The 25,527-nt window shown below is 59.3% G+C and carries 19 protein-coding genes; 14 read left to right on the top strand and 5 right to left on the bottom strand.

Annotated elements, in window-relative coordinates; translation table 11 throughout:
• The first annotated feature begins 3 nt into the window (after positions 1 to 3).
• From J3U88_RS26020 to J3U88_RS25980, 9 genes are all read left to right on the top strand, one after another.
• Positions 4 to 546, top strand: a complete 543-nt coding sequence (locus tag J3U88_RS26020) for an RNA polymerase sigma factor (RefSeq protein ID WP_207861935.1) — start codon at positions 4 to 6, stop codon at positions 544 to 546.
• Entirely contained in the window at positions 543 to 1,202 is a 660-nt protein-coding gene (locus J3U88_RS26015; RefSeq protein ID WP_207861934.1) for an anti-sigma factor family protein, read from the top strand. Before J3U88_RS26020 ends, J3U88_RS26015 begins: the two co-directional genes overlap by 4 nt.
• Before the next feature lie 14 nt (positions 1,203 to 1,216).
• Positions 1,217 to 4,168 (top strand): CHAT domain-containing protein, encoded by a 2,952-nt coding sequence (locus J3U88_RS26010; RefSeq protein WP_207861933.1) that lies wholly within the window; start codon positions 1,217 to 1,219, stop codon positions 4,166 to 4,168.
• A gap of 182 nt (positions 4,169 to 4,350) precedes the next feature.
• Positions 4,351 to 5,094 carry a hypothetical protein gene (locus J3U88_RS26005; protein WP_207861932.1) on the top strand — a complete coding sequence of 248 codons (744 nt, stop codon included), beginning with the start codon at positions 4,351 to 4,353 and terminating at the stop codon, positions 5,092 to 5,094.
• A 107-nt stretch (positions 5,095 to 5,201) separates the two neighbouring features.
• Positions 5,202 to 5,492: a hypothetical protein gene (locus tag J3U88_RS26000; RefSeq protein ID WP_207861931.1), complete on the top strand. Its 291-nt coding sequence runs from the start codon at positions 5,202 to 5,204 to the stop codon at positions 5,490 to 5,492.
• A gap of 766 nt (positions 5,493 to 6,258) precedes the next feature.
• Positions 6,259 to 10,602: an ATP-binding protein gene (locus J3U88_RS25995; protein ID WP_207861930.1), complete on the top strand. Its 4,344-nt coding sequence runs from the start codon at positions 6,259 to 6,261 to the stop codon at positions 10,600 to 10,602.
• A 239-nt stretch (positions 10,603 to 10,841) separates the two neighbouring features.
• Positions 10,842 to 11,537 (top strand): helix-turn-helix transcriptional regulator, encoded by a 696-nt coding sequence (locus J3U88_RS25990; RefSeq protein ID WP_207861929.1) that lies wholly within the window; start codon positions 10,842 to 10,844, stop codon positions 11,535 to 11,537.
• A 981-nt stretch (positions 11,538 to 12,518) separates the two neighbouring features.
• The gene (locus J3U88_RS25985; RefSeq protein ID WP_207861928.1) at positions 12,519 to 13,325 is read left to right on the top strand and encodes a hypothetical protein; all 807 of its coding nucleotides are present in this window, start codon (positions 12,519 to 12,521) and stop codon (positions 13,323 to 13,325) included.
• Positions 13,326 to 13,351: 26 nt separating this feature from the next.
• Positions 13,352 to 13,573 carry a hypothetical protein gene (locus J3U88_RS25980; protein WP_207861927.1) on the top strand — a complete coding sequence of 74 codons (222 nt, stop codon included), beginning with the start codon at positions 13,352 to 13,354 and terminating at the stop codon, positions 13,571 to 13,573.
• A 108-nt stretch (positions 13,574 to 13,681) separates the two neighbouring features.
• Here the strand turns inward: J3U88_RS25980 and J3U88_RS25975 are convergent, their stop codons facing one another.
• Positions 13,682 to 14,500 carry a hypothetical protein gene (locus J3U88_RS25975; RefSeq protein WP_207861926.1) on the bottom strand — a complete coding sequence of 273 codons (819 nt, stop codon included), beginning with the start codon at positions 14,498 to 14,500 and terminating at the stop codon, positions 13,682 to 13,684.
• A gap of 862 nt (positions 14,501 to 15,362) precedes the next feature.
• Between J3U88_RS25975 and J3U88_RS25970 the strand changes: the two genes are divergently transcribed.
• A complete protein-coding gene (locus J3U88_RS25970) occupies positions 15,363 to 16,172 on the top strand; it encodes a hypothetical protein (protein ID WP_207861925.1) in 810 nt (269 codons plus the stop codon).
• Between the two features lie 9 nt (positions 16,173 to 16,181).
• Here J3U88_RS25970 and J3U88_RS25965 read toward each other — a convergent pair whose 3' ends face one another.
• The 4 genes from J3U88_RS25965 to J3U88_RS25950 all read right to left on the bottom strand — a co-directional run bounded on the left by J3U88_RS25965 (position 16,182) and on the right by J3U88_RS25950 (position 19,633).
• Entirely contained in the window at positions 16,182 to 16,700 is a 519-nt protein-coding gene (locus J3U88_RS25965) for a hypothetical protein (protein WP_207861924.1), read from the bottom strand.
• 237 nt (positions 16,701 to 16,937) lie between these two features.
• Positions 16,938 to 17,681, bottom strand: a complete 744-nt coding sequence (locus tag J3U88_RS25960) for a papain-like cysteine protease family protein (protein ID WP_207861923.1) — start codon at positions 17,679 to 17,681, stop codon at positions 16,938 to 16,940.
• Positions 17,682 to 18,353: 672 nt separating this feature from the next.
• Complete coding sequence (locus tag J3U88_RS25955) at positions 18,354 to 18,848, bottom strand: CesT family type III secretion system chaperone (protein WP_207861922.1); 495 nt, start codon at positions 18,846 to 18,848, stop codon at positions 18,354 to 18,356.
• Positions 18,849 to 19,261: 413 nt separating this feature from the next.
• Positions 19,262 to 19,633, bottom strand: a complete 372-nt coding sequence (locus J3U88_RS25950) for a DUF4870 domain-containing protein (RefSeq protein WP_207861921.1) — start codon at positions 19,631 to 19,633, stop codon at positions 19,262 to 19,264.
• A gap of 89 nt (positions 19,634 to 19,722) precedes the next feature.
• On the opposite strand from J3U88_RS25950, the gene J3U88_RS25945 reads away from it, so the two are divergent.
• The 4 genes from J3U88_RS25945 (at position 19,723) to J3U88_RS25930 (ending at position 25,355) form a co-directional block, all read left to right on the top strand.
• Positions 19,723 to 19,911 carry a hypothetical protein gene (locus J3U88_RS25945; protein WP_207861920.1) on the top strand — a complete coding sequence of 63 codons (189 nt, stop codon included), beginning with the start codon at positions 19,723 to 19,725 and terminating at the stop codon, positions 19,909 to 19,911.
• Positions 19,912 to 20,055: 144 nt separating this feature from the next.
• On the top strand, positions 20,056 to 21,333 hold the full coding sequence (locus J3U88_RS25940; protein ID WP_207861919.1) for a hypothetical protein: 1,278 nt from the start codon (positions 20,056 to 20,058) through the stop codon (positions 21,331 to 21,333).
• Between the two features lie 350 nt (positions 21,334 to 21,683).
• Positions 21,684 to 22,922, top strand: coding sequence for a hypothetical protein (locus J3U88_RS25935; RefSeq protein WP_207861918.1), 1,239 nt, complete (start codon positions 21,684 to 21,686; stop codon positions 22,920 to 22,922).
• 396 nt (positions 22,923 to 23,318) lie between these two features.
• The gene (locus tag J3U88_RS25930) at positions 23,319 to 25,355 is read left to right on the top strand and encodes a PDZ domain-containing protein (protein WP_207861917.1); all 2,037 of its coding nucleotides are present in this window, start codon (positions 23,319 to 23,321) and stop codon (positions 25,353 to 25,355) included.
• Positions 25,356 to 25,527: the final 172 nt, after the last annotated feature.

Raw genomic sequence — 25,527 nt, 5'->3', positions numbered from 1 at the left:
ATCATGACACACATTCAAATGAACGAGGTGTCCGCGCGCATGGCGTCGGAAGAATTTGGGGAAAAACTCAACCAACATCGCAACACGTTAATGGCGTTTTTCCGGCGCCGTAATTTTCGTCAAGAAGAATGCGAAGACCTGACCCAGGACACCATGACCCTCGGCCTTCAGAAGCAAGCCAACTATGAGGAAGAGGGCAACATGCAGGCTTGGGTGATCACCCTCGCCAAGAGCACGATCAGCGGTTTGCAACGCTACAACCAGGCCAAAAAACGGCAAAAGGTTACGGTTCCCTTTTCGGAAGGGACGGTCGAAACCGATCTGCAAAACATCTTGATGCAGCCCGAGCCCCAAGACCCAGCCCTCGCCAAACGGCTGTGGGCATGCGTCGAGCGGTTACCGCCCGAACTGAACCACGCGCTGGTGTTGCGGCTGCAGGGCCACACGCTCGAGGACTGCGCGCTCCTGCTCCAAACCAAAGCCGGCGTGGTCGACCGTCGGTATAAAAAAGCCCTCAAACATCTGGCCGAGGAGTGGCACGCATGAGCTTGCAATCAACGGGCACGCACCGGCCCGAGCCGGATGCGCCGGCCCAAGCCTCGTCCTTCCTGGGTTACCTCGAGGCCAAAAAACAAAGCACCGGCGGCTGTCCCGACCTCTCCGACTTACTCGGCTACGTCAACGGCAGGCTCTCCCGCGAACGGCAGCAGCAGGTACGCGAGCACTTGGTGGTCTGCGCCGCTTGCAGCGCCCAGGTGCTTAAGATCGCCAAGGCCCCACCCAAACGAAACCCGCCGTTTGCCTCGGTCGTCGCCCTGGTGCTGATTCTCGGCCTTTCTGTCACCGTGGCCGTCCTTTGGCCGGAGCGGCACCGCGCCGACAGCGATTTCGCGCGCCTCGAACCCGTCGGCCGGATTGCCCGCAACGCGGTGCCGGTTCACCGGTTGAGCCGGGATCCCAACAAACCGCTGTTCATCCAACTCAATACCGACGATCTCGAGGATCACACGACCTATCGCATCGAGTTGTTGCAAGGGGATCCACCGCGGGTCGCTTGGCAGGAAACGGGGCTCGCGCGCCAACCGGACCGCAGCTTCATGATCAACCTACCGCGCCGGTACAGCCAGGGGGTGTTGCATTTGCGGCTCCTCGGCGACGACCGCATCATTGCCGAATACCAACTTCACCTAATGGATCCCTAGGACGGAGACACCCCATGAATCGCCTTTTGCCCCTGCTCGGGCTCGCGCTGCTGTTTTTCGGCTGCGAACAGGAGAACTCCGTTCGCACCCCAAGCGCGCCGGCGGCGGTCCCAACCGCGCCGCCGGCCCAACCCCTCGCGGGCCGTCACCAAGTCACCATGGCGCCCGGTGACACCCTGCGCTTCACCCAATCCCTTACGGCCGGCCAGGCCTTGGTGCTGCACCTGCAACAGGCCGGGGTCGACCTGCGCCTCGCTTTGCATGACGGCGAGGGTCAACGCTTGGCAACCGTCAATCAGCGCATCGGCGCCTTCGGACCGGAAACGCTGTGGTTCCAGGCGGACCGCGACGGCGTTTACCAGGTCGAGATCGCCGCCGTCGGCCGCCTTGCCGGGACCGCCGTGTTAACCGCCCATCGCCCGCGTTCAGAGGAACCAGGGTTCCAACGCGCGCTGCGCGCCTTTGCCTTCACCCAAAAGCTCCAGCAGCGAGAAACAACCGCGGCGGTGGCTGAACTGGAAGAACACCTTGCGCTTTGGCGCCAAGCCGAACATCCGCGCCAAACGGCGGCGGCGCTTTACGCGCTGGCCGAAAAGGTCGCGCCCACCCAACGCCCGCGCGCCGTCGCCCTGTTGCGCGAGGCCTGGGTTTTGGTCCGCGAGCACCATGCACCCTTTTGGGCGATGGTCGTCGGCAACCGGCTCGCCTTCCACGAACATCTCAACGGGGAGCCGGAACGGTCCGAACATCAGTTGCGCGCGTGCCTCGACCTGGCCCGGCTGCACGACAACGGCTGGTGGCAGGCCTTCCTCCGCAAACAAATGGGTCGCGCCGACCATGACCGCTGCCGCCACGTCGCCGCCCTGGAAAACCTGACGGAAGCAGCGGCCCGGTTCGAAGGCCTTGGTGATCGGAAACAAGCGGCCGAGACCCTGGTTGCGAAAGCGGAGACGCTGTTCGTGGTCGGCCGGCTGATCGACGCCGCGGACGCGCTGGATCGCGCCGAGCTTCTCAACGAGCACGGCACCTACCCCGCGGTGCGCATCTCGATCCTAATGCAACGGGGCTGGTTGTGCCAACGCCGCAAGGATTACAGCGGGGCGGAAGCCATGATCCGTGCCGCTTTGGCTTTAAAAACGGCGGTCGCGGGCGAGGCCAAAACCGTGGGCATCCGCGACCGTCTGGGCACGGTGTTGCGCCTGCAGGCGCGTCTACCGGAAGCCGAGCAGGTTTTTCTGCAGGCGCTTGCAATCGCAACCAACGGCAAGCGGCCGGACCACGCGGCGGTCGTTCGCATCAACTTGGCGCGGGTCTTCCTGGCCCAAGATCGACTCGGGGAAATTGATCTGGAGAACCCGTTGGCGACGCTCAACGCGCTGGGTGACGCCGAAAGTGTCGCGGAGGGTTACGCGGTGCTGGCCGAACGCGCCAAGAAACAAGAGCAATCGCTTGAAGAACTGGCGCACCTTGAAGCGGCGCTGGCCGCCATGGACCGGGCGCGCGGCGACAGGCATCACCCCCGCACGAGCCGGCCTTACATCGCCGACCGCTTCGCCCTCATCACCCGGACGCGCGACCTCTTGCTCCGGCTGGATCGCGAGGACCCAAGCGCGGGTTACCGCCAACGGGCCCTCGCGCTGATGGAAAAGGTGCGCGCGCGAACCTTGCGCGAGCAGATCCACGCCGGGCCGAGGGACAACGACCCCGGCGCCGCGGCACGGGCTGGGATTAACCGTTTGGAACAAGCGCGGCTCGCGGCGGCGGCCGTGGGAGATGCGGCCGAGGTGGCGCGTTTGTCGGCGGCGATTCGCGAACAACTGTTGGCGCTTTCGCTGCCCGCGCCGCCCCTCGCCGCGGTGCCGACCTACGACCTAAGCACCCTTCGCACCGAATTGCTCAACCCGCAACGACGGCTGGTGGTGTTTGCGCTGGGAAAATCGCAAAGCCGGGTCTTGGTGATCGGGCCCACCTCGTTTATCGTCCATGACTTGCCGCCGCGCGCCATTCTGCAAAACGGCTTTGACGCCTTGGCCCAGGCCGTCACCGTCCACAATCCGGTGCAAACCAAACTGCTCACGCGCAAGATGGGCAAACTCTTGCTGGAACCTTGGATCGCCGAGGTCGCCGGTAAAACCCTGCTGCTTGTTCGCGACGACGGCTTGCACACGCTGCCTTTTTCCCTGCTGCGCCATCCCGTCAGCGACCGCTACCTAATTGAGGAACACCGGCTGGTCGACCTGCCCTCGGCGTCCATCGCCGTCGACCTGCTGCGTCGTGCCCGCGCGCGCGGCAAGGCCGATCTGCCGGGGGCGGTGTTTGCCGATCCGGTTTATCCCGAGCAGGTGGTTGCGGACGCCGACGACCTGCACCAAACCTATGGCGCGGGGCTGTTCCAGCCCTTGCCGATGTCGGCGCGGGAAGCCGAGGAAATCCGTCGCTTGGCCGCGGGCACCGAGCTGTTTTTGGGCCGCAACGCATCACCCGCCCGGCTGACGAACCCCGCCGGACAGCGCCGCCCCTTCCTCCATTTCGCCGTTCACGGCTTGTTGCACGAGGATGAAGCGCTGTCGGGTCTGGCCCTTTCAGCGGATGCGGGCGCGGGCGACGGCGCGGTGGACGAGAACGGGATTCTCCGCTGCCACCAACTGGAAGCGATGTCCTTACCGGTCGACCTGGTTGTCTTGAGCGCCTGCCGCACGGCCCTCGGCGCCACCTGGCGGGGCGAAACCCCCATCGGACCCGGCCGCGCCTTCCTAGCGGCGGGCGCCACCCACGTGATGATGACCGCCTGGGAGATTGACGACCACGACGCCACCGTGACCTTTATGACCCATTTCTATACCGCGCTGCTCCAGCAGGGCCAAACCCCAACCACGGCCTGGCGCCACGCCCAGCGCGCCATGATCGCCGCAAACAGCGACCCCGCCCACTGGGCCGGGTTCCTACTGAGCGGCCCACCGCCCTAGTCCGCAATTCTCAGCCCCATTTTTGCCGGCCGAGGCACACCCCACACACCCGTCAGTGATGGGCATGGCCGTGGTCTGCCCGCGTTCGCCCGCGCCTTATTGCCGGTGGAACGATGCCTCATGCCCAGCCCAAGCCCCGCGTTTCGGCCCTGTTGCCGACGTCACCCATCCCAGGAGAAACCATGTTGTTTTTGTTGACCCTCGCCCTGTTAAGCCAGACCCCAGCCAACCCCGAAACACCGACCGCGCAGGCAGCCTCGGCGAAATTAACGGCCCTCGACCAAAAACTCGCCGCTGTAACCCAGCAGCAAAAATTTCTCGAGACGCAGTTTGGGCTAGGCGACGCCAAGCTCGACACCAAAATCGAAAAAGAAATGGCAAAGCTAGAACGCACGGTCATTTCTTGGAACTCCTTTGTTGCCATTGCGCATTCCCTGCTCGTCGCCAACCTGTTTTGCATCATCGGGGCCTTTTGGAAAGCGAAAACCCTGCTCCGCAAAGAGATGGAGCGGAAGTATCGCGACGATTGGAAGGCCCTGGAAACGTTAATCGACAAACAAAACTTGCAAGAAAAGCTCGTGATCGAAACACGGATTCTGTTGTTGTCCTCGGCCGTATCCTCCGAGACCAAGCACCGTCTGCGCCGATGGGGGATGACCTTGGTCGCCACCCAAGACCCTGACAGCTTTCAAACCAACCCTACCCCCGACGCCTACGACCTCATTCTCTTTGATCAGGTAGACGCGGCAACAGTGAACAAAGTCATGGCGGCCCACCCACGTGTCTACTGCGTGGCCTTTTCGCCGGAAAGGTTACTTGGTTTGGCCTACCAGGATCGCATCAACCTGGCCAATTCACCCATCACCCTGTTTACCCGCATCTTAGAAACAGCACGCTTCCGCCTGCACCAAATCGGCGAGGTTTAACCAAAAGGGTTTGGACATTTCGGCTTGGAATCACCGAGCCGACGTGACCTGACCCCGACCAACCCCAACCGGACCCAAGGTCCACAACGTCACCCAAAGGAGACCCCATGCACGAACAACCCAACGAAGAACAAGCCCCACACATTCAGGCTGTCGGGGCCGACGCGCCCAAAGTTGACCCGCAAGAACCCGACCCCGACGATCCAAAAACCGGGTTGAGCGGCGACGACAGCGCCGTCGCCTTCGCCCTCGGCACCAACAGGCGGGCACGGGCAACGGCGATTCAGTCGGCCGACCCCGACGAATCCGACCCCGACAACCCCAAGGCGGGTACTTTGGACGGGGGTGCCGACGCGATCAGCCACGCCTTGGGTACCGCGCGACGTCGCCGACCTTAGCCGTCGCGGGGCGCGGGACATCCCCGACCGGCGTCCCCGCATGCCTGCCGCCCTTGGCTGGACGAGCCGTTGAGGCTTCCTGCTCATTCCTCATGATTCCGCGACAACAGCGTTAAACGCCCACTCAGCTTGCGTGAGGAGCACTTGGCGGCTGCCGAAACGAACGAACCCCGTATTATGAGCCGCCTCGGTCCCACCCGCACCAAGCCCAATGCGTTTCTGAACCATCATCACCGCAAGGGGGGCACAGGATGGCGTCGGTTGATTTTTTTCCATTTCTACTACGGCTTGGGTCGGTGGTCCCGGCCCATTTTCAGGGCGTCTCATCCCTGCTTACGCCACGCATTCTGACTGCTGTGTCCGCGCCTCTGTTCTCAGTGCCACCAAAGCGGCCTTCGAAGAAACAGGTCCACCATGACCCACGTTGGTGAACTTTAATAATTCAGTGGGACCCCCACTTTTGTCGGCCCGCCACGCCCAGGGTAAAAAACCGTGAAAAACCTGTTGAAGCGCGGCATCTGCTCCGATGACATAATAAATGACCTTGGACCTAAGAAGCGCGATAACTCGCGGCGATTTTGGCGTAACCTCTGGGCTGCAACGGCTTGTAAAAAAGCTCCGGGCCAACGGGTGCGGTCGGGCACGACCCCGGTTCGCTTTTTCCAAACCCTTTCGCTCCCCATCTCCAGCCAGAATCCCTCAGATCAGCGCTTCTTCAGTTGGATCATTCGCGCCTGTTCGACCCATTTCACGAGGATTCGCACCCATGACCTCGCTCCTCCTGCTCCCCTGCCTCTGGCTCCAACTCGTTGCCGCCGACGACGCCTTCTTCCAACTCAACCTGTGGGACGTCTCCACCCGCAACGCGGCACTTTCGCTGACCCAGGATGCATCCGGGTTGATGTGGATCGGCGCCAACGACGGCCTGCTCTACCACGACGGCGCACGTCTTCATCGCTACGCCTCGCCCCGCGCGGTGGAAACAGGGTTGGACGGGGCACGTGTCCTTGCCTTGGCCCGTGATCCGAACGCGGGCATTTGGATTGGCACCGACATCGGCCTGTTCCACCTCCTTCCCGAGCAAGGCACCCTCAAACACTACCGCGCCGACCACCCGCCGGACTCAGATCCACCACCCAATCGAAGGTCCTCGGAACGCTTACCGCAAACCAAGGTTTGGTGCCTTTATTTCGACAGCCACGCCCGTTTGTGGGTGGGGACCGAGTCCGGCTTGGCACGTTTCCATCCCGAAACGGAAACCTTCACCCTTTACCAAAAACAACCCGATAACGCCTCCGGCCTGCTGCACGCGATTGTTTACGCGGTCGTTGAAGATTTGGACGGCGCGTTGTGGATCGGCACCGGCGGCAGCCTGCAAAAGTTTGATCCCGAGCGGGAAACCTTCGACAACCACATCCACGCGTCCGGCCTCGATATGGGCCGTTTTGCCGGCGGTGTCTACGCGCTCCGGGTCGACGCGACCAACCGCATCTGGGCCGGGGTTGCCATTGAACACGCGCCCGCCAAACAAAGCCGATTGATCCGGTTGAGCGCGGACCGCCAACGGCTCGATACCATCCCCGTTCCCACCCCCACCGGCCCCTCGGACAAAGCCGTGCGTGCGCTGGAAGCCGACGGGCGCGGCGGTTTTTGGTTGGCCCTGAACGATCCGCGCGGCGGCGGCTTGTACCGCCTCGACCCCGAAAACAACAAGGTCCAACACGTACACCCCCACCAACAAAGCGCGCCCAGCCTGATGCATCAATCCATTCAGACCATGACCCTCAGCGCGCGCGGCCGGCTCTGGATCGGCACCATGGACCAAGGCATTTTTGTGCTTGACCGTCACCGCGCCCTATTCCACCCCGTGCGCCCGGATGCCAATCGAGCCGATTCCCTCGTGGGCCGCCAAGTATGGGGCATGGCCGAGGACGAAAATGGTCGCCTGTGGATCAGCTCCGTTTTTAACGGCTTGGAACGCTGGGATCCCGCCACCAACCAAAGCCTGAGTTTTGCCAACCTGCCCGACAACGCCGCCCCAACCCCGATCCGCATGAGCACCGATCTCTACCGTTCGCAAAACGGGCAAATCTACCTCGCCGCGTTCGGCAAAGGATTGCTGCGCCTCAACCAAGACGAAACAGCCTTTGAACAGGTTTTCCCCAACAACGACAACCCCGCGCGCGTCGACCTGTTCGTCCGCGCGATTCGTCGCGGCCCCAACGGCGCCTTATGGCTGGCGACCACGGCCGATATGGTGCTGTTCGACCCCGAAAGCGGACTTTCCCGCCGTTTTGATTACCCCTGGCCGGCGGAAGAACAACCCTTCATCATCCGCGCGGTGTCCGAACCCCGTCACCATTCAATCTATATCGCGGCAAGGGATCAGCCCCTGCTCCGCTTCGATACCACCACCCATCGCTTCGACCCACCCCTCGCCGAAACGCCTCGCGACCTGCAAATCAACGGCTTACACCTTGACGCGGAAGCGCTGGTTTGGATCGCGACCAGCAAAGGCTTGGTCCGCTATGATCCCGCATCGGCCGTGTTCCGCAACCTATCGGGGGATCTCGGCTTGCCCGACGCGTCCCTCTGGAGCCTCGGCGAGAGCCGCGACGGTTCCTTTTGGTTGCACGGTCCCGGGGGCTTGTGGCAAATACAAAAAGATTGGGGCACCCCGCGCTCGTTTCGCTTGCCCGCCGGATTCCAAGCCCGGCTCAGCAGCAATACCACCTTCTACCAAGCCCCGAGTGGCCGCATTTACCTCGGCGGCAATCCCGGTTTTGTGTACTTCGATCCCGAGGCCGCCGAGGTGCCGGCCCGCCCCTCCCCGGTCCTACTGACCGGACTGCACACCGCCTTCGATGAACGGCGGCTCGAAAGCCCCCTCGCCATCGCCGCGGCGGGGATCACCGACACCGGCGTGACCCTTCCGTTTGACCAAACCGATATCACCCTCCATTTCGCCGCCCCCGACAGCAACGAGGGCAATCCCCCGAGTTTTTCGACCTTCCTCAAAAACCACGACAGCGATTGGCGCCCACCCAGTCTCGGCAATGTCGCGACCTACTCACGGCTCAAACCCGGCCGTTATGAATTCCAGGTCAAGGCACGTAACGCCGACGGTGTGTGGCGCAACGAACCCTTCCGCATCCCGATCACCGTGCTGCCCCCCTGGTGGCAAACCACGGCGGCGAGACTCGGCTTTGTACTCGCGGCCATCCTGCTTTTGGTTGCAGGAGACCGTTTTCGCGCCAACCGCGTTTTGGCACGCGCCCGCGCCGACCACCAGCAGCGCGAAGCGGAAACCGCGCTAAAAGCGGCCCAATATGAAGCCAAAGCGGTGGCGGCCGAGGCGGAAGCCCTGCGCCAAGAAAACGAACGCAAAAACCTGGCGCTGGCCAAGGCCCGCGAGCTGGAGGAAGCCAACAGCCATCTGGCCCAACAAGCCGAAGCCCTGCGACGCGAACGCGAAACCACCGAACGTCAGGCCCAAGAACTCGTGGAACAGGACCAACTGAAATCCCGTTTTTTCGCCAACATTTCCCACGAATTACGCACCCCGCTGGCCCTGATCCTCCCCTCGTTGGTCGACCTAAAAACCCATCGCCACGGACCCTTACCCGAGGGTTACGCCCGTTTGGTCGAAGCCGCCCATCACCAAGGCAACCGCCTCTTGCGGTTGATCAACCAACTGCTTGACCTCGCCAAACTGGAAGCGCACCACATGCCGTTACGCGCCCGACACGCCGATCTAACCCGCTTCCTACAAAACATGGTCACGGTTTTCGAACCCGCCGCCGCTCAACGCGGCATCGCGCTGCGTTTCACCGCCGCCGAGGACGTCCGCCACGGCATTTTCGAAGCGGAGAAACTGGAAAAGGTGATCGCCAATTTGCTGTCCAACGCCCTCAAATTCACCGGTGAAGGCGGGAAAATCAAGGTCGCCCTCGCTCGGGAACCACGCAACGGGGCCGACTGGGCCGTGATCCAAGTGAAAGACACCGGGATCGGTATGGACCCTGACGAACAAAATCGCGTATTTGATCGCTTCTACCAAGTTGGTCGCGAGAAAAACGGCCAACAGGGCACCGGCCTCGGTCTCTCCCTGGTTCGCGAACTCACCGAACGCCACCATGGCACGGTCACCCTGCAATCGGAACCCGGCTTCGGCACCACCTTTACCCTTTACCTCCCCCTGGAGGCAAGCGCTTTTGCGGCCGGGGAAATCGTCGAAGACACGGACCCTTGTGACCCCTCCCCCAACCCTCTGGAAACCGCCGAACTGGTCAGCCTCCGCGAGGTAGCAATCCCAACACCGGCGGCACCGCAAGCCGCGGACGACGCGCGACCGCTGATCCTGCTCGCCGACGACCACGCCGATTTCCGCGCCTACCTCGCCGAAAACTTGGCGCGACGCTTTCGCGTCGCGGCTTATGCCACCGGCGCCGAGGCCCTAGCGGCCGTCAAAAAACACGCGCCCGATTTGGTGCTAAGCGATGTGACCATGCCCGATATGGACGGTTTTGAATTATGCCACGCGCTTAAGAGCGAGGCGGATACCGCCCACCTGCCCGTCATTTTGCTCACCGCCAAAGCGTCCGACCAAAGCAAACGCGAGGGTTTGGCCCTCGGGGCCGACGCCTATTTGGCCAAACCGGTGGAAATGGCCGAGCTGGTCCTGCGAATGGAAGGCCTCATCGAAACCCGGCGCTCTCTGCGCGACCGCTACAGTAAAGAACTGGTGCTCGGTCCCAAACGCATTGTCGCTGATTCCGCCGACGAACAGTGGCTGCGTCATTTGCGCGAGGTGGGCGAAACCCACCTGGCCGACGCCGATTTCTCCGTGGCCCGTCTTGCCGAGGAGATCGGGCTCAGCCGTCGCCAGTTACAACGCAAACTCAACGAGGTAACCGGCCTGTCACCCTCCGCCTTTTTGCGCTCCATGCGCTTGCAGCGCGCCGCCGATTTATTGCAACAACAGGCAGGCACCGTGGCGGAAGTCGCCTATGCGGCCGGCTTCAAAAACCCCGACCATTTCTCGCGTGTCTTTTCGCAAGAATTCGGCACGGCCCCCTCCAAATTTGCCGGCACCTCACAAGACCGGTAACGTCGGGACAGGCCCTGTTGCCAAGAAAGACCACCGCTAAACCCAATAAAACCTGCAAAACGTCCGACCGAATCGGACAGACAACGTACCAAATCGGACATCTCGGCCGGTCACAAGGATATGTCCGAGCCTTTTTTCCCATGAGGGCGTACATCCTAAACACCAGCGCGATCCCACCCTCATTTCGGGGTAACGATCCATTCACCACGCCGCTGGAATTCCGATTAGGGTTTGTCACCATGTCTCAGTTTTGTCTGCCGCTCCTATGTGTGTTGTTATTCCATTCCCAAACCGACCTGGATGGGTTCGTTCGCTTCCAAGATGCCGATGCGCCGACCGCGATTCAGCAGCCCGCGCAAAAAAACGACTACCTTGCCGCCCTCGCCGAGCCGACCCCGCCGCCCACGCTACCGCGTTTTGTCATTGGGTTGTGGGTGCTGAGCGCGGTGACCACCCTCATTTTTGTTTTTTCCCTGCCCCGCCGCTGGATACGTGGTCCCCAATCCGGCATATCCCGAACCCGACGCAAACCGCCCACGCAAAAGTTTGCCGCCGCATCACGCCCCACCGTCCGCTCCCGCGGCGCGTCCTATGCCGACGAGCTTCCCTTTTCAGCCAGAGACCGGTTCCTCCAAGACGTGGACGCCGTTCTTGAAAAGAACCTGTCGGATCCGCGCTTTGGTACCGTGGCACTCGCGGTCGCGCTGGGTTTCAGCGAGCGAGACTTTAACCACACCTTCAAAACCATGGCGAACAAAACACCCACCCTCTACCTGCGCGAAAAACGCCTAACCACCGCGATGGTCTTGCTTAAAAGCCAAGTGGGCACCGTTTCCGAGATCGCTTACCGGGTGGGTTTTAACGATGCACGTGCCTTCACCACCCTCTTTCAAAACCGCTTCGGCATCGCCCCAAGGGCCATCCTGCACGTCTAACCCGCATTGCTCACCAGCCTTGTGCGTCGCAAGCCAAAAAACCAGCTATCACCGCGTTTGCTCGGTCAAGCGGCCATCGTCGTAGGGCTGCTACGCCTGTGCCCAATTTCGGTTGCAAGCTTTGTGCTACAAGGGTTTTTGACAGGCTCGCGACCAACCCTCGTGAGTCATGTGGGCTAGATCCAATTCGCACCACCGGGGGCAATGCAAAACGTTTAATTATTCCCGACACAAAGGAAATATCACCAACCCCGTCAAAGGCGCTCTCCCTATAAACTACTTTTTTTCAAACAACTTAACTGCAACACGCACCTCCCTGACCATAATAATTGCCGTAAACTCGAAAACAACGACACCCCCCGAAAAAATCTCGGTGTTATACTTACTCAGCAATCTTCTAACAAAGGTCTCAGGGTTTTTCGCACCGTCCTTCCAAATTCGTCCTGTCCTTTTTCACGCAAATCCCTATTCGGGCTTTGTTTCACGGTGATCGGCTTTATTGCATACGCGTGCCGCCAACGGCTCGCACGCTCACCGTGCCCCAACACTTGGAAGGTGGAAGCGTGAGCGGGATTCAAAACCTTTTGCAGACCGAGCATTTTGCAACACGGATCGCACCGGCGACTGACCAGGCACCTCGGGAAACACCCTTCGTTTCGTTGCCGTCGGTTGACGGTGACCGTTTTTCGTTTAGCGGCGAAGGGGTGGCGTTGTTTGAAAAAAGCACGGTCTCGAAAGGCGGCGTTCCTGAAAACGCGGCGGCTCGGGAACAGCAAACAGAAGCCGCAAGTTCGCTTTAGAACGGTCGTGCACCGGTCGTGAGGGGCCGCAACCGACCAAACTGAAATCACATCATCACTTGATGGAAAGGTAACGCAGATGAAATTAAGACGGGTTATTTTAGTCCTCTGCCCTTTCTTTATACTTGGGTTCGCCCAAGAACCGTTTCATGAAAACGAGAAAAGGCCTTTTAAAAAAGGCATGGACATCGCAAACGCTTATGGCGCGGAACAAGCCCACGCCTACTTTAACGATTGCCATTTCCAAACCCAAGATCCCATGTGCTTTTACGGTTTAGCGTATACATGGTACATGATGGGTGAAAATGATAAATCGATTGAAATGGTCGAATATTTACTTGCCGCACAACCCGCGGGCGACAAATTCAACGGCCATTGCTGGGCACTCATGGGCGCAAACCGAATTTGGATGCGCGAGTTTGAAGCAGCGCAAGAGCCCTTGGAAAAAGCCTTGGCTTACTACAAAAAAGCGGGACACAAACGCAACATGTTTAAGGTTTTGGTCCAACTCGGAAACGGTAAGTTACGTGCCGGTCATCTTGAAGAAGCGGATCGGTATTTCGAACGCGCAACCTTTTTGGCGATCTCAGAGAAGGTCAACAAAGGCCATCTCTACAGCTTGCGCGGTATCTCGGCTTACACCCAAGAGAAAAAAGCGGTTGCGCTCAATTTCGCCCAGTTGGCCTTCCTGGAACATGAGGAAATCGGGGATCGCCGTGCCATGGTGGACTCCCGTGCCTACATCGCCTTCTTTCAGTATGAAACGGGAAAGCAAAAAGAAGCTGAATTTTCGATCCAACAAGCCAAGGAAATGAGCGAAATACTCGAGATTGAACCCACAACCTGGGCAACATTGGTCGAAGCCTACATTAAAAAATGTGAACAACCGGAACACTATAAAAACACGGTTGTGTCGAATCTAAGTGAGGAGAAAGGGTATTTTCTTCGCCGTTTTATGGAACTAACGCGCAAAAAGCCCTGTCCTTAGCATGCAACAACTCAAGGAGATAAACCATGACATCCATCCAAGGTGCGGGTAATTTATTCAATGCCACCGCTTTGCAATACCAAACAAACTCGGCCGCCCCGGCAACGCAACCAAACCAAGCAACGGCGGATTCGCAGGACAGCGTGGAATTAAGTGCTGAAGCGCTTTCTTTGGCCGCGGAACCAACTTCCGACGAACCCAACAAACCGGTACCCGGGGACAATCCACAGCCTCCAGATGACATTTAATCCACCTTCAGTGCTACCACGCCGGCCCAACAGGCTTCGTTAGCCGAAGGCCGTTTTTTCAGACAAACTCGCGCGATTCCTTTCTAATGGTGCGCGAGTTTTTCTTTTCTACGGCTCTGGAATAAAATAACGTTCTAACTGATCGGGTGAAGCAATATCGGGAATTTTTTCTTGTTCAATCCCACTGGTTTTTCGCGGTGCTTCCCCCTCTATATTAAGCCGTGTATAGAGCGGCATAATACGCAAAGCCTGTTCGTCAGGAGCAGAAATAACCTCATTCTCTTGCTCGACGGTTCGCATGGGGATCAAGAGCAGCAACAGGGCAACCGCGGCCAAAAGCCACCAAGCTGACCAAGAACCTTCTCTGGTTTCCGAAGAGATCTCCTCGAACGGGCGGAAAGGAACGGGCTTGAAACCCGTTGTCGGAACAACCGCCTTGGGCGCGGGCACCAACACCGTCGGCGCCTGGGCCGAGAGAGGACGCACCATCAGCGCGCGCCGTGAAAGCCAGGCGGCACGCTGAACCGCGAGCCGCAACCGCTCCGGCCTCATGACCCGAGCTATAAAAGCCGCTCGAATTGTCGCATCCGGTGCAGCACCAGGCAAATACGGCCGTCTGCCAATCACCCAATCCAGGGCAACAGCAAAAGCACCGTGGGGGATGCGGGCAAACCAATCCTGTTTGCAGCAGGGATCCGGCGCGCCGATCTGTTTGCAGTGATCGCGTAGCAATCTGAATACCGCATTTCGCCTTTGCGGCGCGGCGAGGAAAGGTGCCGAACCGGAGTTGACATCTTCCGGCGCAAGCATCAGATAAACCAGCGAAAGATAGGCGGTGTGAAGCGCCGCATCGCCGACGGCGATTTTAAAAATCACACCGGAATAAGCGGTGTAGGGTCGTTTATTGCGGCCGACCCGCTCTTCCACCCGAATCGCGTCGCCAATCGTGCCATATTCCGCGCGCATGCGGCGGCGATAGTGATCCTCGCTCTCACGACCACGCATCCGATAACCGGCAAAAGAATGGTTGAGGGCCAAACTGCGCAAACTACGCCGTTGACGCTCGACCCGATCCGGGTCACCCAAACGCGCCGCACGCACAAAGGTGTAACAGTGTGCGCTTTTCATTTGCATAATTATGGCGAGGGTTTGGAGTTGGTATCTCATAAGCTTTGATTCACATGACAATTTAATTTGTTAAGGAAACATTACCATAAAAACGCATTCTACTGTTCAGGGAAAATAAAAACAAACCCTCGGGCCGCAAAGAACGCGCGGGATGACGATGGTCTTGAACCTGCCACCCCCTATTTCGCGCGCCAACCCTGCTCCTCAACCGCCGTCGCACCCAATGTTTGGTATGACGAGCTAAGACGAACCAAACAATCGCCTTAAACGCGCCAAGAACAGTCGTCGCGAACCGTCGAAACCCAAGACCAGTCACCTATCCTTGCCCTTCACGGCAAAGTATGGGATCGCACAGGCCGGCTTTCTCCGGCCCGGCACGTTGGAAAACACGAACACCGGCAAAGCAATTGAAAGCAACCGTCCGCGCGAAATTTTGCACAAAGGAACGGGAACACGGCGCTGCTTTCCCTTCACCAAAAAAACCAAGACCTCTATCTCACACTTTTTTTATGAATCATCTTTCGCTAAGAATGGGTGCATTCGTAAAGCAGCAATCGGTTCCACCATCCTATTACAACCATGGTCCTTTAACCCACGGCGAACCATAGCATGCTTGTAGGTACCATAAACGGGTGCTAACTTTTTACACTTAGGTCGTTTTATGATTCATGATGAAATGCTTCAATCCTTATTTAAAAAATGTCCTTCCGAATACCTATTCCATCTCGACGGGATGATTGATTTTGCGCGCGTCCGCGATCTCGAACCCTTTCGCGGTCGGAACGCGGCCAACGGCGAACGCACCTTGCGTGTACGGCTCGAGGCCTGGATGGCCGCGGCCGATTTTCCCAGTGAAGGTGACGCCCGGCTCCGCCTCCCCGACGGTTCGGTCGAACCGGCGTGGTTCGGCTCTCGCTTCAAAGGCGAACCGGTGCCCACCCGTGTGGTCAGCCGAGAACCGATTCCCTTGGTTTTCGCACCGGATGAACGCGGCGTCACCAACCACAACGGCAACCTGGACACCCTGTTCGATCAGGAAGGGGTGGTTTATTTCCACACGATCTCGGACCAGCTCAACCTGCCCTCGCGCACGCTCAAAGAATTGGCGAACCGCTACCCCAACGAACAGGAATGCTGGCGCGAAATGGGTGTGCGCAAGCTGGCCAACGCCTGGCTGGTCCGGCTGGTGGTGTTTTCCCGCTGGTACCGCACGCATTATGCGCCGCGCCTGATCGACAGCGTCGACCCAAATTGGGACGGCAACGCCTTGTTACGGCAAAAAGGGCGCCGCTTCCTGCTCTCCGAGGTCACCAAAAAAATCCCGTTTAGCGCACACCAGTTGCGCTACAAGGCGCGCCGCATGGACAACGCCAAATCGGTGATGGGCGTGTGCAAAGAGGGCGACGTGTGGGTGGTCCACATCGATCCCTTTGCGAAGTGGGTCAAGCAGGTGTGGCAGAGTTCGATTTAACGGGTCGTCTCACACCCCAACGGTCTGACAAACGCAGGGGTTGGGTGCAACCACGGGTGCGGGTGCGCCGAAGCGCGCGGCGCCGGCGCAGGCCGCCGCGCGCAAATCTTCTTCTAAATGGCTGATGTCGAAGGCACGCGAACCGATGACCTGTTGAATTCGGTCGGCCATGTGGCAGGCCTGCATCACCAAAGCCTCGGCTTGACGCGGGCCCGTTTCCAAACGCAACCGGGCGATGGTCATCCCGTTGGTATCCATGGCGGGATGTTGCAAAACGAATCGGTCGGTTTCCGCTTGGTACAGCCAGGTTAGTTGCGCGACTTGATCCGTGCGCCGCTGGGCGTGGAGGAACAGGCGGCAACGGTTGACCTTGCGGCCGCCGGGAACCGGGGTCAGGTCCCAGAGCGCGGTGTTGAGCACCCACATCTCATTTTGATAGTGGAACGGCGGTGCGTGACCGACCAAAAAAGGTCCGCCGACGCGGAACCCCTCGGGACATTGTTGGAGGACGAAACGCGAGTCATTCATGGACACCTCTGAAGCAATTAGGAAATGAATGGAACCATCAAAAAACAACAACCTTGTCGAAACGGAACTCGGTCTGGATTCGCAAGATAAAAGGTTCAAGACGTGATTATCAAACCAAGCAATGAATTGTATAAAAATGAATCACGCTTTTTCCTAACAAACGCGAACCGTCACGCGGGCAATGATTCACCGCACCGGCCCGAGGCCTACCGCGAGCCGGCGTGGTGGAACCGATGCTTAGTGTTGAATTTGCTGGAGGGGTGACATTGAGTCGGGCATGATGGCGCGCAAGGTATCAATGGGGTTCAAGAGATCCTTGAAGGTATCCAGCGTCATGGTTTTTTTGCCGCCGTTGTCGGGATCGTTGTAGTGGACGGTGCCGCCGTCGACGCCGGTAACCACGATGACATGGGCGTCGTAGCCGGTGAAACGGCCCGAAGCCATCATCGGCCCGTTTTCCAGGAATTGCGCCATGCGTTCGGGCGTCAAATCATCGGAACTGTTGTAGTTCACATCTTGAATGCCCAAACCGTTGAGTTTCTGTTTGACGCCCTGGTCGGTGGGGTCCATGCCCAGATCGTTGGGATCCAAAGTTTGGTAGGAAGGCGCTTGTTGGCCGTCGTGTTTCAACAGCATGCGCGCGCTACAGGCCCAACAGGTGTTGTTGGTTTTTTGTTTCTCGGTGCCGACATCGTGTTTTTTGGTGGTCGGCGGTTTAGGCGGCTCTTGCTTCGCTTCGGATTTGACCTTGGGCGAGGAGCTGGTTTCGCTTTTGGTGGGCGTTTCGCTTTTGGTGACGGTCACGCTTTTGGGGCTTTTGTCGCCCAAACCGCTCTGGACCACGGGTGAGCCCAGGGAATCACCACCGCTTTTGATGGTGGGCTCGGATTTGACGGATTGTTTGTCGGATGTTTTTTGGGTGGTGGTGGTTTGAACTTGCTGAACTTTGCCAAGGGTGGTGGGGCTGGAAATACCGGACATAGGAAACTCCTTAAAATTGGGGGTGAAATCGGTGGCCGCGCCGGCTCGGGTGGTGACATCGGCGGGTCGTCCGTTTTGCCGTTCGGATGCACGGCTGAGCCGTTCGGAGGTACAGCAGAGCCGTTCAGCGGTGCGGCAAAAAGGACGGCCCGGCGCGGAGATACCCGAACCTGATTAGGCCAAATAAAGCGGCAAACACCCGAGAGACCTCGGGGTTTTCCACACCAATTACCCGTTCCCACAACGGGGACGCCCGTCGGATCGGAAGCACTTCGTTTTGGTGCCGGGTGAAAGGTGCGAAAGCAAAAGTTGGATCACCACATGGGAAAAAAAGCGACGGGAGAGAAGTGGTGAAACGGGCTCGCTGCCTTGTATGGAGACGGCTGTTTGGTAAAACAACCGAGAGGGTCTCTCGTCTTGACAGGGTAATTATCGGTTCCAAATGTGGAGAAAAAATGGAGCCAAAACCACCCTCATTCGATTGTGATCAAAATCACACAATCGACACCAAAAGTGGCACTTCCCACGGCAACGCCAACCAAGTATCGCCTGCTAACCCGCTCGATTGAAGACACTTGCCTGTCCTCGCCGCACGAACCCTGCAAACGCAAAAAACCCCGCTCACCCATGGGCGAGACGAGGTTTTTTAAGCTGAACCCTGCGGCTAGAAAATCAGGCGAATTGCATCAAATGGGGCGCGTTCGGGAAAAAGCTTGAGCCGGCGTCGACCGGCGAAATGCCGCTTTGCGATTCGGGTTCAACCCATTCGCCAAAGCGGCGGCGTTGTTGGTCAAGGACGGCCACGAAGTTGTTCACGGTATTGCCGAACGCCACGGCGTCGCACTTGCTCACGACCTCGCGATAACAAAGCACCAAACGCGTTCCATCCAAAGCAAAGGCGGCCCCGCGCGTGGCTTCGCCGTCGAGGTTGGCGGCCAGCGCCCGCGCGAGTAGGGTTTCGCGACCTTGGGCGTCACATTCGGCGACTTCCCCGGTCAGAAAAAAAGAATCACCGTGGGCGGGTCCCTCAATGGTAAAAACCCGCCGTTCCCCACCGTCCAAATAAGAAATGCCGCACACACCGGCCTCATCCAATTGCAGTTGTTCGATTCCCTCGGCTTGCGCGTAGTCGTGCAGCCACAGGTTTACAGTCTCTTGGGTACTCATCTTGGTCCTCCAATGTTGACGCTGAAACGGCCGCGTGCCGTCGCAAAAACCGAAACCGCGCCGGAAACGAGCGACCCAGGCAAGCCGTCTGTTGTTCCCGAAAAAGCAGGATCGGCCGATTCGGCCGGGCACCAAGCGCGCAAAATGCGTGGTATCAAAACGCCGCGGCATCCATAAAAGGACGGGACATGGGGGCGTCAAAAAGGAAGGGCCGCCGGGTTTTGAGGTCTGTGATGGGTTGATCGGTGATCAACCGTGGATCCCCATGTCGTGTGCAAAGTTTCGGTTTCAAATGTGAAGAAAATATGGAGCACCGCGCCACCCCCGAAAGACGTGACGCGGATCACATTCACAACCCCGACGACCCCGCGACTCGGAAAAATCCTGTTTGGCGTTATCCGAGTCGCTTGGTGTTACAAGAAACGGAGGGTCAATGGGTAACGCACTGGGCGACCCTTTTTGGCGTCAACCGCCGCGAAAATAATCGGGATGGTGGTGAATAAAAAGTAGACGATAGCCAAAGGCACAACCACGATCAAACCAAGCCCGAAAGTAAAAATCGCCACCAGCATCGCCACCGCGGACAACACCAGCGTGTACAAAAAAGTCGAAATTTGAAAGTTGAGGATTTCGCGGCCGTGTTCATCGATAAAACGCGACTGGTCCCGAAACACCAACCAAACGACCAAAGGCCCGATAAAGTTGCCAAAGGGCAGGCCCAAATACAGGCTAAAAGAAACCAGATGGCAGACCATCGCCCAAACTGTTTCACGTTCTCGATCCATAGTCCCGCCTCCTCGCGAAATGGTGAATGGGCCGGCATCACGCCCACCTTAGGTAAGGGACGTATTCCCCGGGGAAAAAGGGCCGCGCCATGATCAGCCGAACCGAAGGCACGGCCAAAAGTACGCAGAATAGCACCGGTTTGGTCACTTTTGGGGAATTAGCCTTGGTGGGCGGCGACGGCGCCCCGGAACGCAACCGCGTCGCCCATCAAGGCAACCCGCAATCGAACCCCACACCACGGGCGACCGGGTTCGCCCGCAAGACCCAATCGGCGTAACCCGCGGGGCACCTTCCGCGACTAAAAAACTTTTCAGTTAATCCAAATTCAGGACGATAAAGCCGTTATACAGCTTCAAATCCATCCTGCACCACAACGGTGAAAACCTCATTTTCGGCCAGGCGTCAGTCAAGGAGTTGGTTCATGACGGCAAGTTTAACCTGTTGGTTTTTGGTACTTTGGCTATACGGTGACTGTAGCACCACCATCCTCGCCCATCCCACCACCGTCCATGGTTGCGCGCGGGGCGAGGCGGTTTTGCGCCTGGACGTGCGGGGTCAAGATCTCAGCTACCAATGGTTTAAGGACGACAGCATGCTGGTGGGGGAAACCTCGGCCGAACTGCGCATCGACAATGCGGTCGAGGCCGACGAGGGCCGTTATCAATGCGAGGTCCGCGATACCTGTAACCAGATCACGCGAAGCCGAAGCGGTTGGTTGTTCATCTCGCCGCCGTTTTACAAAACGAGCCAACTCCCGAACTGGCGGCAAAACGTGACCGACGGGGATTGCCGCGATACCAACGCGGACAGTCGCTTTGATATCCGCGACCTGATCACCTTGCGCGACAACGACGACAGCGCCGAAACCTGCCAGGTCGAGGTCACCACCAACCTACCCGCTTTGCGGTTACACAGTATTTATCGGGCTTCCAGCGCGGATGCCGGCGAGACGTTTTTGCCGGAAAACGCCCTGTTGCTCGACGCCGCCTCGGTGCCTGACGCCATTTTTGGGCCGGACAACGCGCTTTGGGTTTATTACGTTTCCGGTACGCAGAATTACCATTCGATTTGGGTGGCACGCCTCAATGAACAAGATGTGTTGGAACCCTACCGCTGCGTGACGCTGGACGGCGATTTGGTGTTCGGTGCGGTGGATCCCGACATCATTCGGTTGCGCGACGGCCGCTACCGATTGTTTTATTATTCGAATTTCGGCCCGCCGTTGCCGGGCGGCAACCCGCACTTTATCGAAACCGCGGTATCCAACGACGGCATTCACTTTACCCGCGAGGGCATTATTTTGGAAACCGACGGCGGCACCGATCCCTCGGCCCTGCAGCACAGCAGCGGCACCAACATTTTGGCGGTTCCGGTGAATGATCTGAAAATGCAAATCGCGATTAACACCGGCGAAGACGATACCTGGGTCGAGACCCTCCAACTCGATACCTCGGGCATCCCGGAACTGGTGGAGCGGGAAAACGGCGATGTGTTGCTGATCATCGGTCAACCGAACGGGAACGACACCTTCAAACGTTACCTCTCGAGTAACCAGGGTCAGTCGTGGACGCAACTGGCCGATGTGGTTTTGTCGGGGATGACCCACGATCCGGCCACGGCCAACCATCCCGGCATCGTGCGGCGCTCACCGACCGACTGGGAACTGTATTATGTGGTGGAGGCGCCGGAGAACAATTAGTTTTAGTCGACACACCCAAAGAATTGCGCACCGGGCCCGGCTTTTTCGTTGTTTCTAGACGAAAAGATGATCCTTTTATGGGCCGCCTTTCGACTTGTGTTTCAGGGTTCCAATCCATCCATCAAGGTCCAGGTTCCGAAACAAGGTGAAGCACATGATCCGTTCTTGCCTCCTTATTCTTTGATTCTTCCTGCCCGCCCTTGCAACACCACCGCGGCCGGCCACCTCGAGATGGCGCCAGACGTTGCCGATGCTTGAACGGGACGCGCTCCCCGTGCAGGTTTCGTTTCTGTTGTTGCGAAACCGCCCTAACACAACTCAGGTCCACCGATTCATTGCCTGGAGTAAGCATGCATCTGTTCACTTTTTGCGTCATTGTTTCTTATTGTCCTACCATCGAATTCGTACCGCCCTACCCGGAGAGTACGGCAACGACCTGGGAAGACGCCCTCGTCGAATTGCAGGAAACGATCATCTATGAATTGCTTCATCCGTTTAAAACACCCGACAAAAGCAAGTTTCCAGCGCTGAGTCTCTTTGTCGCACAAACCCCCGCCGCCGATTTACGCCGGTTCATCGATCACCCCGAGGGGAAGGTCCGGCACTATGCCTTGTACGCGGCCATGATCCGCGGCTTAAAAGATGTCGATCAATTGCTGCTGGATGCATTAAACGATGACGCGCCCCTTAAAATAGCCCTACTGCCGGCACGTCAAATGCCCTTGAATCAAGTGGTCACACGTTGGATTCTGATGCGGTTGATCGGCACCCAATTAAACACAATCAGCGTGGACCACCCAGGCCGCCTATCCGCGCCACGCGTGAACCTGATCTACCAAACGGCTTTGTCGGATGAGAACCATCCGCTTTTCGAACCGCTCCTCACCGAGGTCCCGGCACCGCGCCGATTTGCCCCGATGATCCGAAACCTGGCGGAAGAAGGCAGCCAAGCGGCATTAATCGCTTTGGCGCGGTTCCGCGAGGCGGATGACGCCGACCTGATCGCCGCCTATGTGTGTGGTGTGCAAGAGAACACAGGGGCCTTGGAGGCGGCCGCCTTGTTTCCCCACAAACGCTTGCGCCCCAGTTTGGAAGATGTGCTGCTGCGAAGCGCGGCACAAACCGAGGAACCGGGGGAGCAAACCGCGCTGTTTCAAGCCCTTTTGGGACAGGAGGCCGATTGGTGTGAAGCCACCCTTGTCCCCTTTTTTGGTTCACTTGACCCGAACAACGCGAGCCACACCAAAATCCTGTGGAACTTTTGGCATGTGGTCTCGCAACGCGAAGATTGGGTCAACCGCCACCAATACCTTGTACGCCAAATCGCAATGCGTCACCACATCATGGATTTCGGAACCTTCTCCCTTTTGGCGAAAAAGGACCCCGCCTTCGGCTTGCAGCTTTGCCAAACCCTTCTCCTCGAAAGCGAGCGGCCGATCTATCCCCAAAAATGGACCCCCCTTCTTTTGGGAAGATGGCTGAAGGCAATGGGTGAAGCCGGCCACGACGTCCCCAGCTTAGAGATCATTCCAACCGAGGCGCCTGTATTCGTTCATCCCCACATCAAGGAAAGTTGGTATCGCAGGTAAAGCCGGCTTCTTTCCATAAAGATTCATGTTCGCGTTGGCGCTCGGCCGCCGTTTGCGGCGGAGCGCCGTCATTCGGCATGGATCAAACGGCGTCGGCTCGTTTCGGCGGTCAGCGGCGCTAATAGAAGCGGCAAAAACCACTTTATGATAAATACGCCCGACGCCCCACCCACGACCGAAGCGGGCTCGAAACTCAGTTTGTAACGCTGCACCGCCGTGGCTCACCCCAATAGGTCTGCACCAAAGATTGGAAAAACGCACCAAGTGCCGTCCACACCGTCACATCCGCGGACACGGGCCGGCCGTCCCGCAACCGGCATGACGCGCGGCGGTTTAAAGTTTGCTAAAGTACAGCCAAAAAGCGTGAACGGTCACGGCGGACGGAGCGGAAAACGCATGGTGCGAAGAACAGGGTTGTGGCGATGGCTGATGGTTTACCTGGTTTGGATGCCCTTCCTTTCCGCTTCCGAGGCGCTGTTTTTTGATGCGCTGCGCCGTCGCGATCAAGCGCAGATCCGGCAACTCCTGGCCCGCGATCCGGCGCTGATCCGCGCCCGCGCCAACGACGGGCGCGGCCCGCTACACCACGCCGTCACCTACCGCGGCGCGCCCCTCGTCCACCAACTCCTGGAACTGGGGGCCGACGCCGACGCGGTCGACCGGCGCGGCGACAGCGTGCTGCACGCGCTGGTTCGCTTTTGGCCGGACGCCGACACCGCGGCGCGCTTAATGAAGGCGGGCGCCGATCCCAACCGCCGCGACCGCACCGGCAACTCGCCGCTGTTCCTGCAAATGCGGCTCAACCAGCGCGCGCCCGAACTGACCGAGGCGCTGTTGGTCCGCGGCGCCGATCCCAACCTCGGCACCCACGACGGCTGGTCGCCGCTGCATTTCGCGATGCAACACGCCATGGCCGAAGCAACCGCCCTGCTGCTCCAACACGGCGCCGATCCCAACCACACCAACCGCGCCGGCTTGCGGCCGATCCACATGTTCGGACCGCGCGGCCCCACGGGCGGCGTCGACCTGCGCGAGGATTACCTGGCCGCGCTCGCCGCCCTACTCAAACACGGCGCCGACGCCAAGGTCGCCGGCGTGTTTCGCGGCAGCTACGCGGGCCACGCTTACGACCGCCGCCGTTTACACTTGTTGTTGGACCACGGCGCCGTCGTCAAAAACGCCGCCGGTCAAGGCACCATCGGCCTGCACGATCTCGATACCGTGGACCTCCTCGACGATTTACTCAATCGCGGCGCGGTTCGCGAGGAACGCAACGAGGCGGGTCAAAACCGCCTCGGCGCGGCACTGGCCCGCGCCGAGGCGCCCGCGCTGGTGCGCTTCCTGATCAACCGCGGTTTTGACGGCGCGGCCCGCGACGCCGCCGGCAACAACAGCCCGCACCACCTCGCCGCCGCGCCCTACGATTCCGATGCGGCCGTCACCCTCGCCAAAGAATTGCTCGCCGCGGGCACCCCCGCGCACCAAACAAACAAGGCCGGCGAAAACGCGCTCCAAGCCGCGGTCAGGGGCGGCCGGGATCACCTGGTTCAACCGATCCTCGCCGCCTCAGGCAACGCCTTCACCCCGAATGACCTGACCGACCTCTTGGCGGAGGCCCGCGGTTTGGTCGCCGCCACCGTGCTGATCGACGCGGGCGCCTCACCCCACGGGCGTCCCGGTGTCCATCCCTCCCCGCTCCAGGCGGCGCTGACCAATGCCCGCGTCGCCGTCGCCCAACACCTCATGGCCGAGGGCGCCGCCTTGGATCCGCCCGAACTGGCCGCGTTGCAACGCCAACCCCTGCCCATCCTGTTCCGCGCCGCCGCCACCATGGCCCGCGCCGGCGATCCCTACCTGCTGGAACGCCGTTCCGCGGTGGTCACCGCCGCCAAACAACCTTTTGATGTGAACTTAAGCGAAGTCATCGCCGACGAGGTCGGCCTCGCACCACTGATCCTCATCCCGTTTTGGCTGGAAAAGCTACGGGTGGCCGACCCGGACTGGCGTTACCACGCGGTACAGCAACTCGAAGCCTACAGCGGCGACACCTTCGGCAGCGTCCCGCAGATTCCCTTGGCCGAGGGTGCTTTACGGCGCTGGCACGAATGGTACGAATCGGTGCTCCCCCAACTCGAACACCTCGAACCCAACCTGTTCGGCGATCTGGGCCTCACCGTGGACCTGTCCTTCACCATCGAGACCGTCCAAGCGAAGGGGCCGGCCGAACGGGCGGGTCTCAAAACAGGTTGGCAGGTCCTCACCGTCAACGGCCGCGACACCCGACGCATGAGCCCGGGCGAGTTCGACAACTACCACCGCCGCGGCGCGGTGGGCAGCCAAGTGACCCTAACCATCGTCGACCAGAACAAAAAACAACGCGACATCAGCCTCGAACGCGCCTTGTTAAGCGACGAAACATCCCAAAACCCTTAACCGGCGCCGATCCGCGCCGGCATCAACCGCCGCACGGGCGATCAACACCTTCGCCGGCACCTCGCTCACCCCATGTTTTTTGTCGCGCCCCCAAGCCGGCCTAACCTTCGATTCGTTTTCAATTTGCCCGCTTGAGACGTGATCCATATCGCGATTTTGTTCTTTTGCAGAA

Origin of the sequence: Acanthopleuribacter pedis, from assembly GCF_017377855.1 — a bacterium.
Taxonomy (GTDB): domain Bacteria; phylum Acidobacteriota; class Holophagae; order Acanthopleuribacterales; family Acanthopleuribacteraceae; genus Acanthopleuribacter; species Acanthopleuribacter pedis.
Note: the sequence above shows the minus strand (reverse complement) of the source record. Positions and strands in the feature narration are given on the sequence as shown.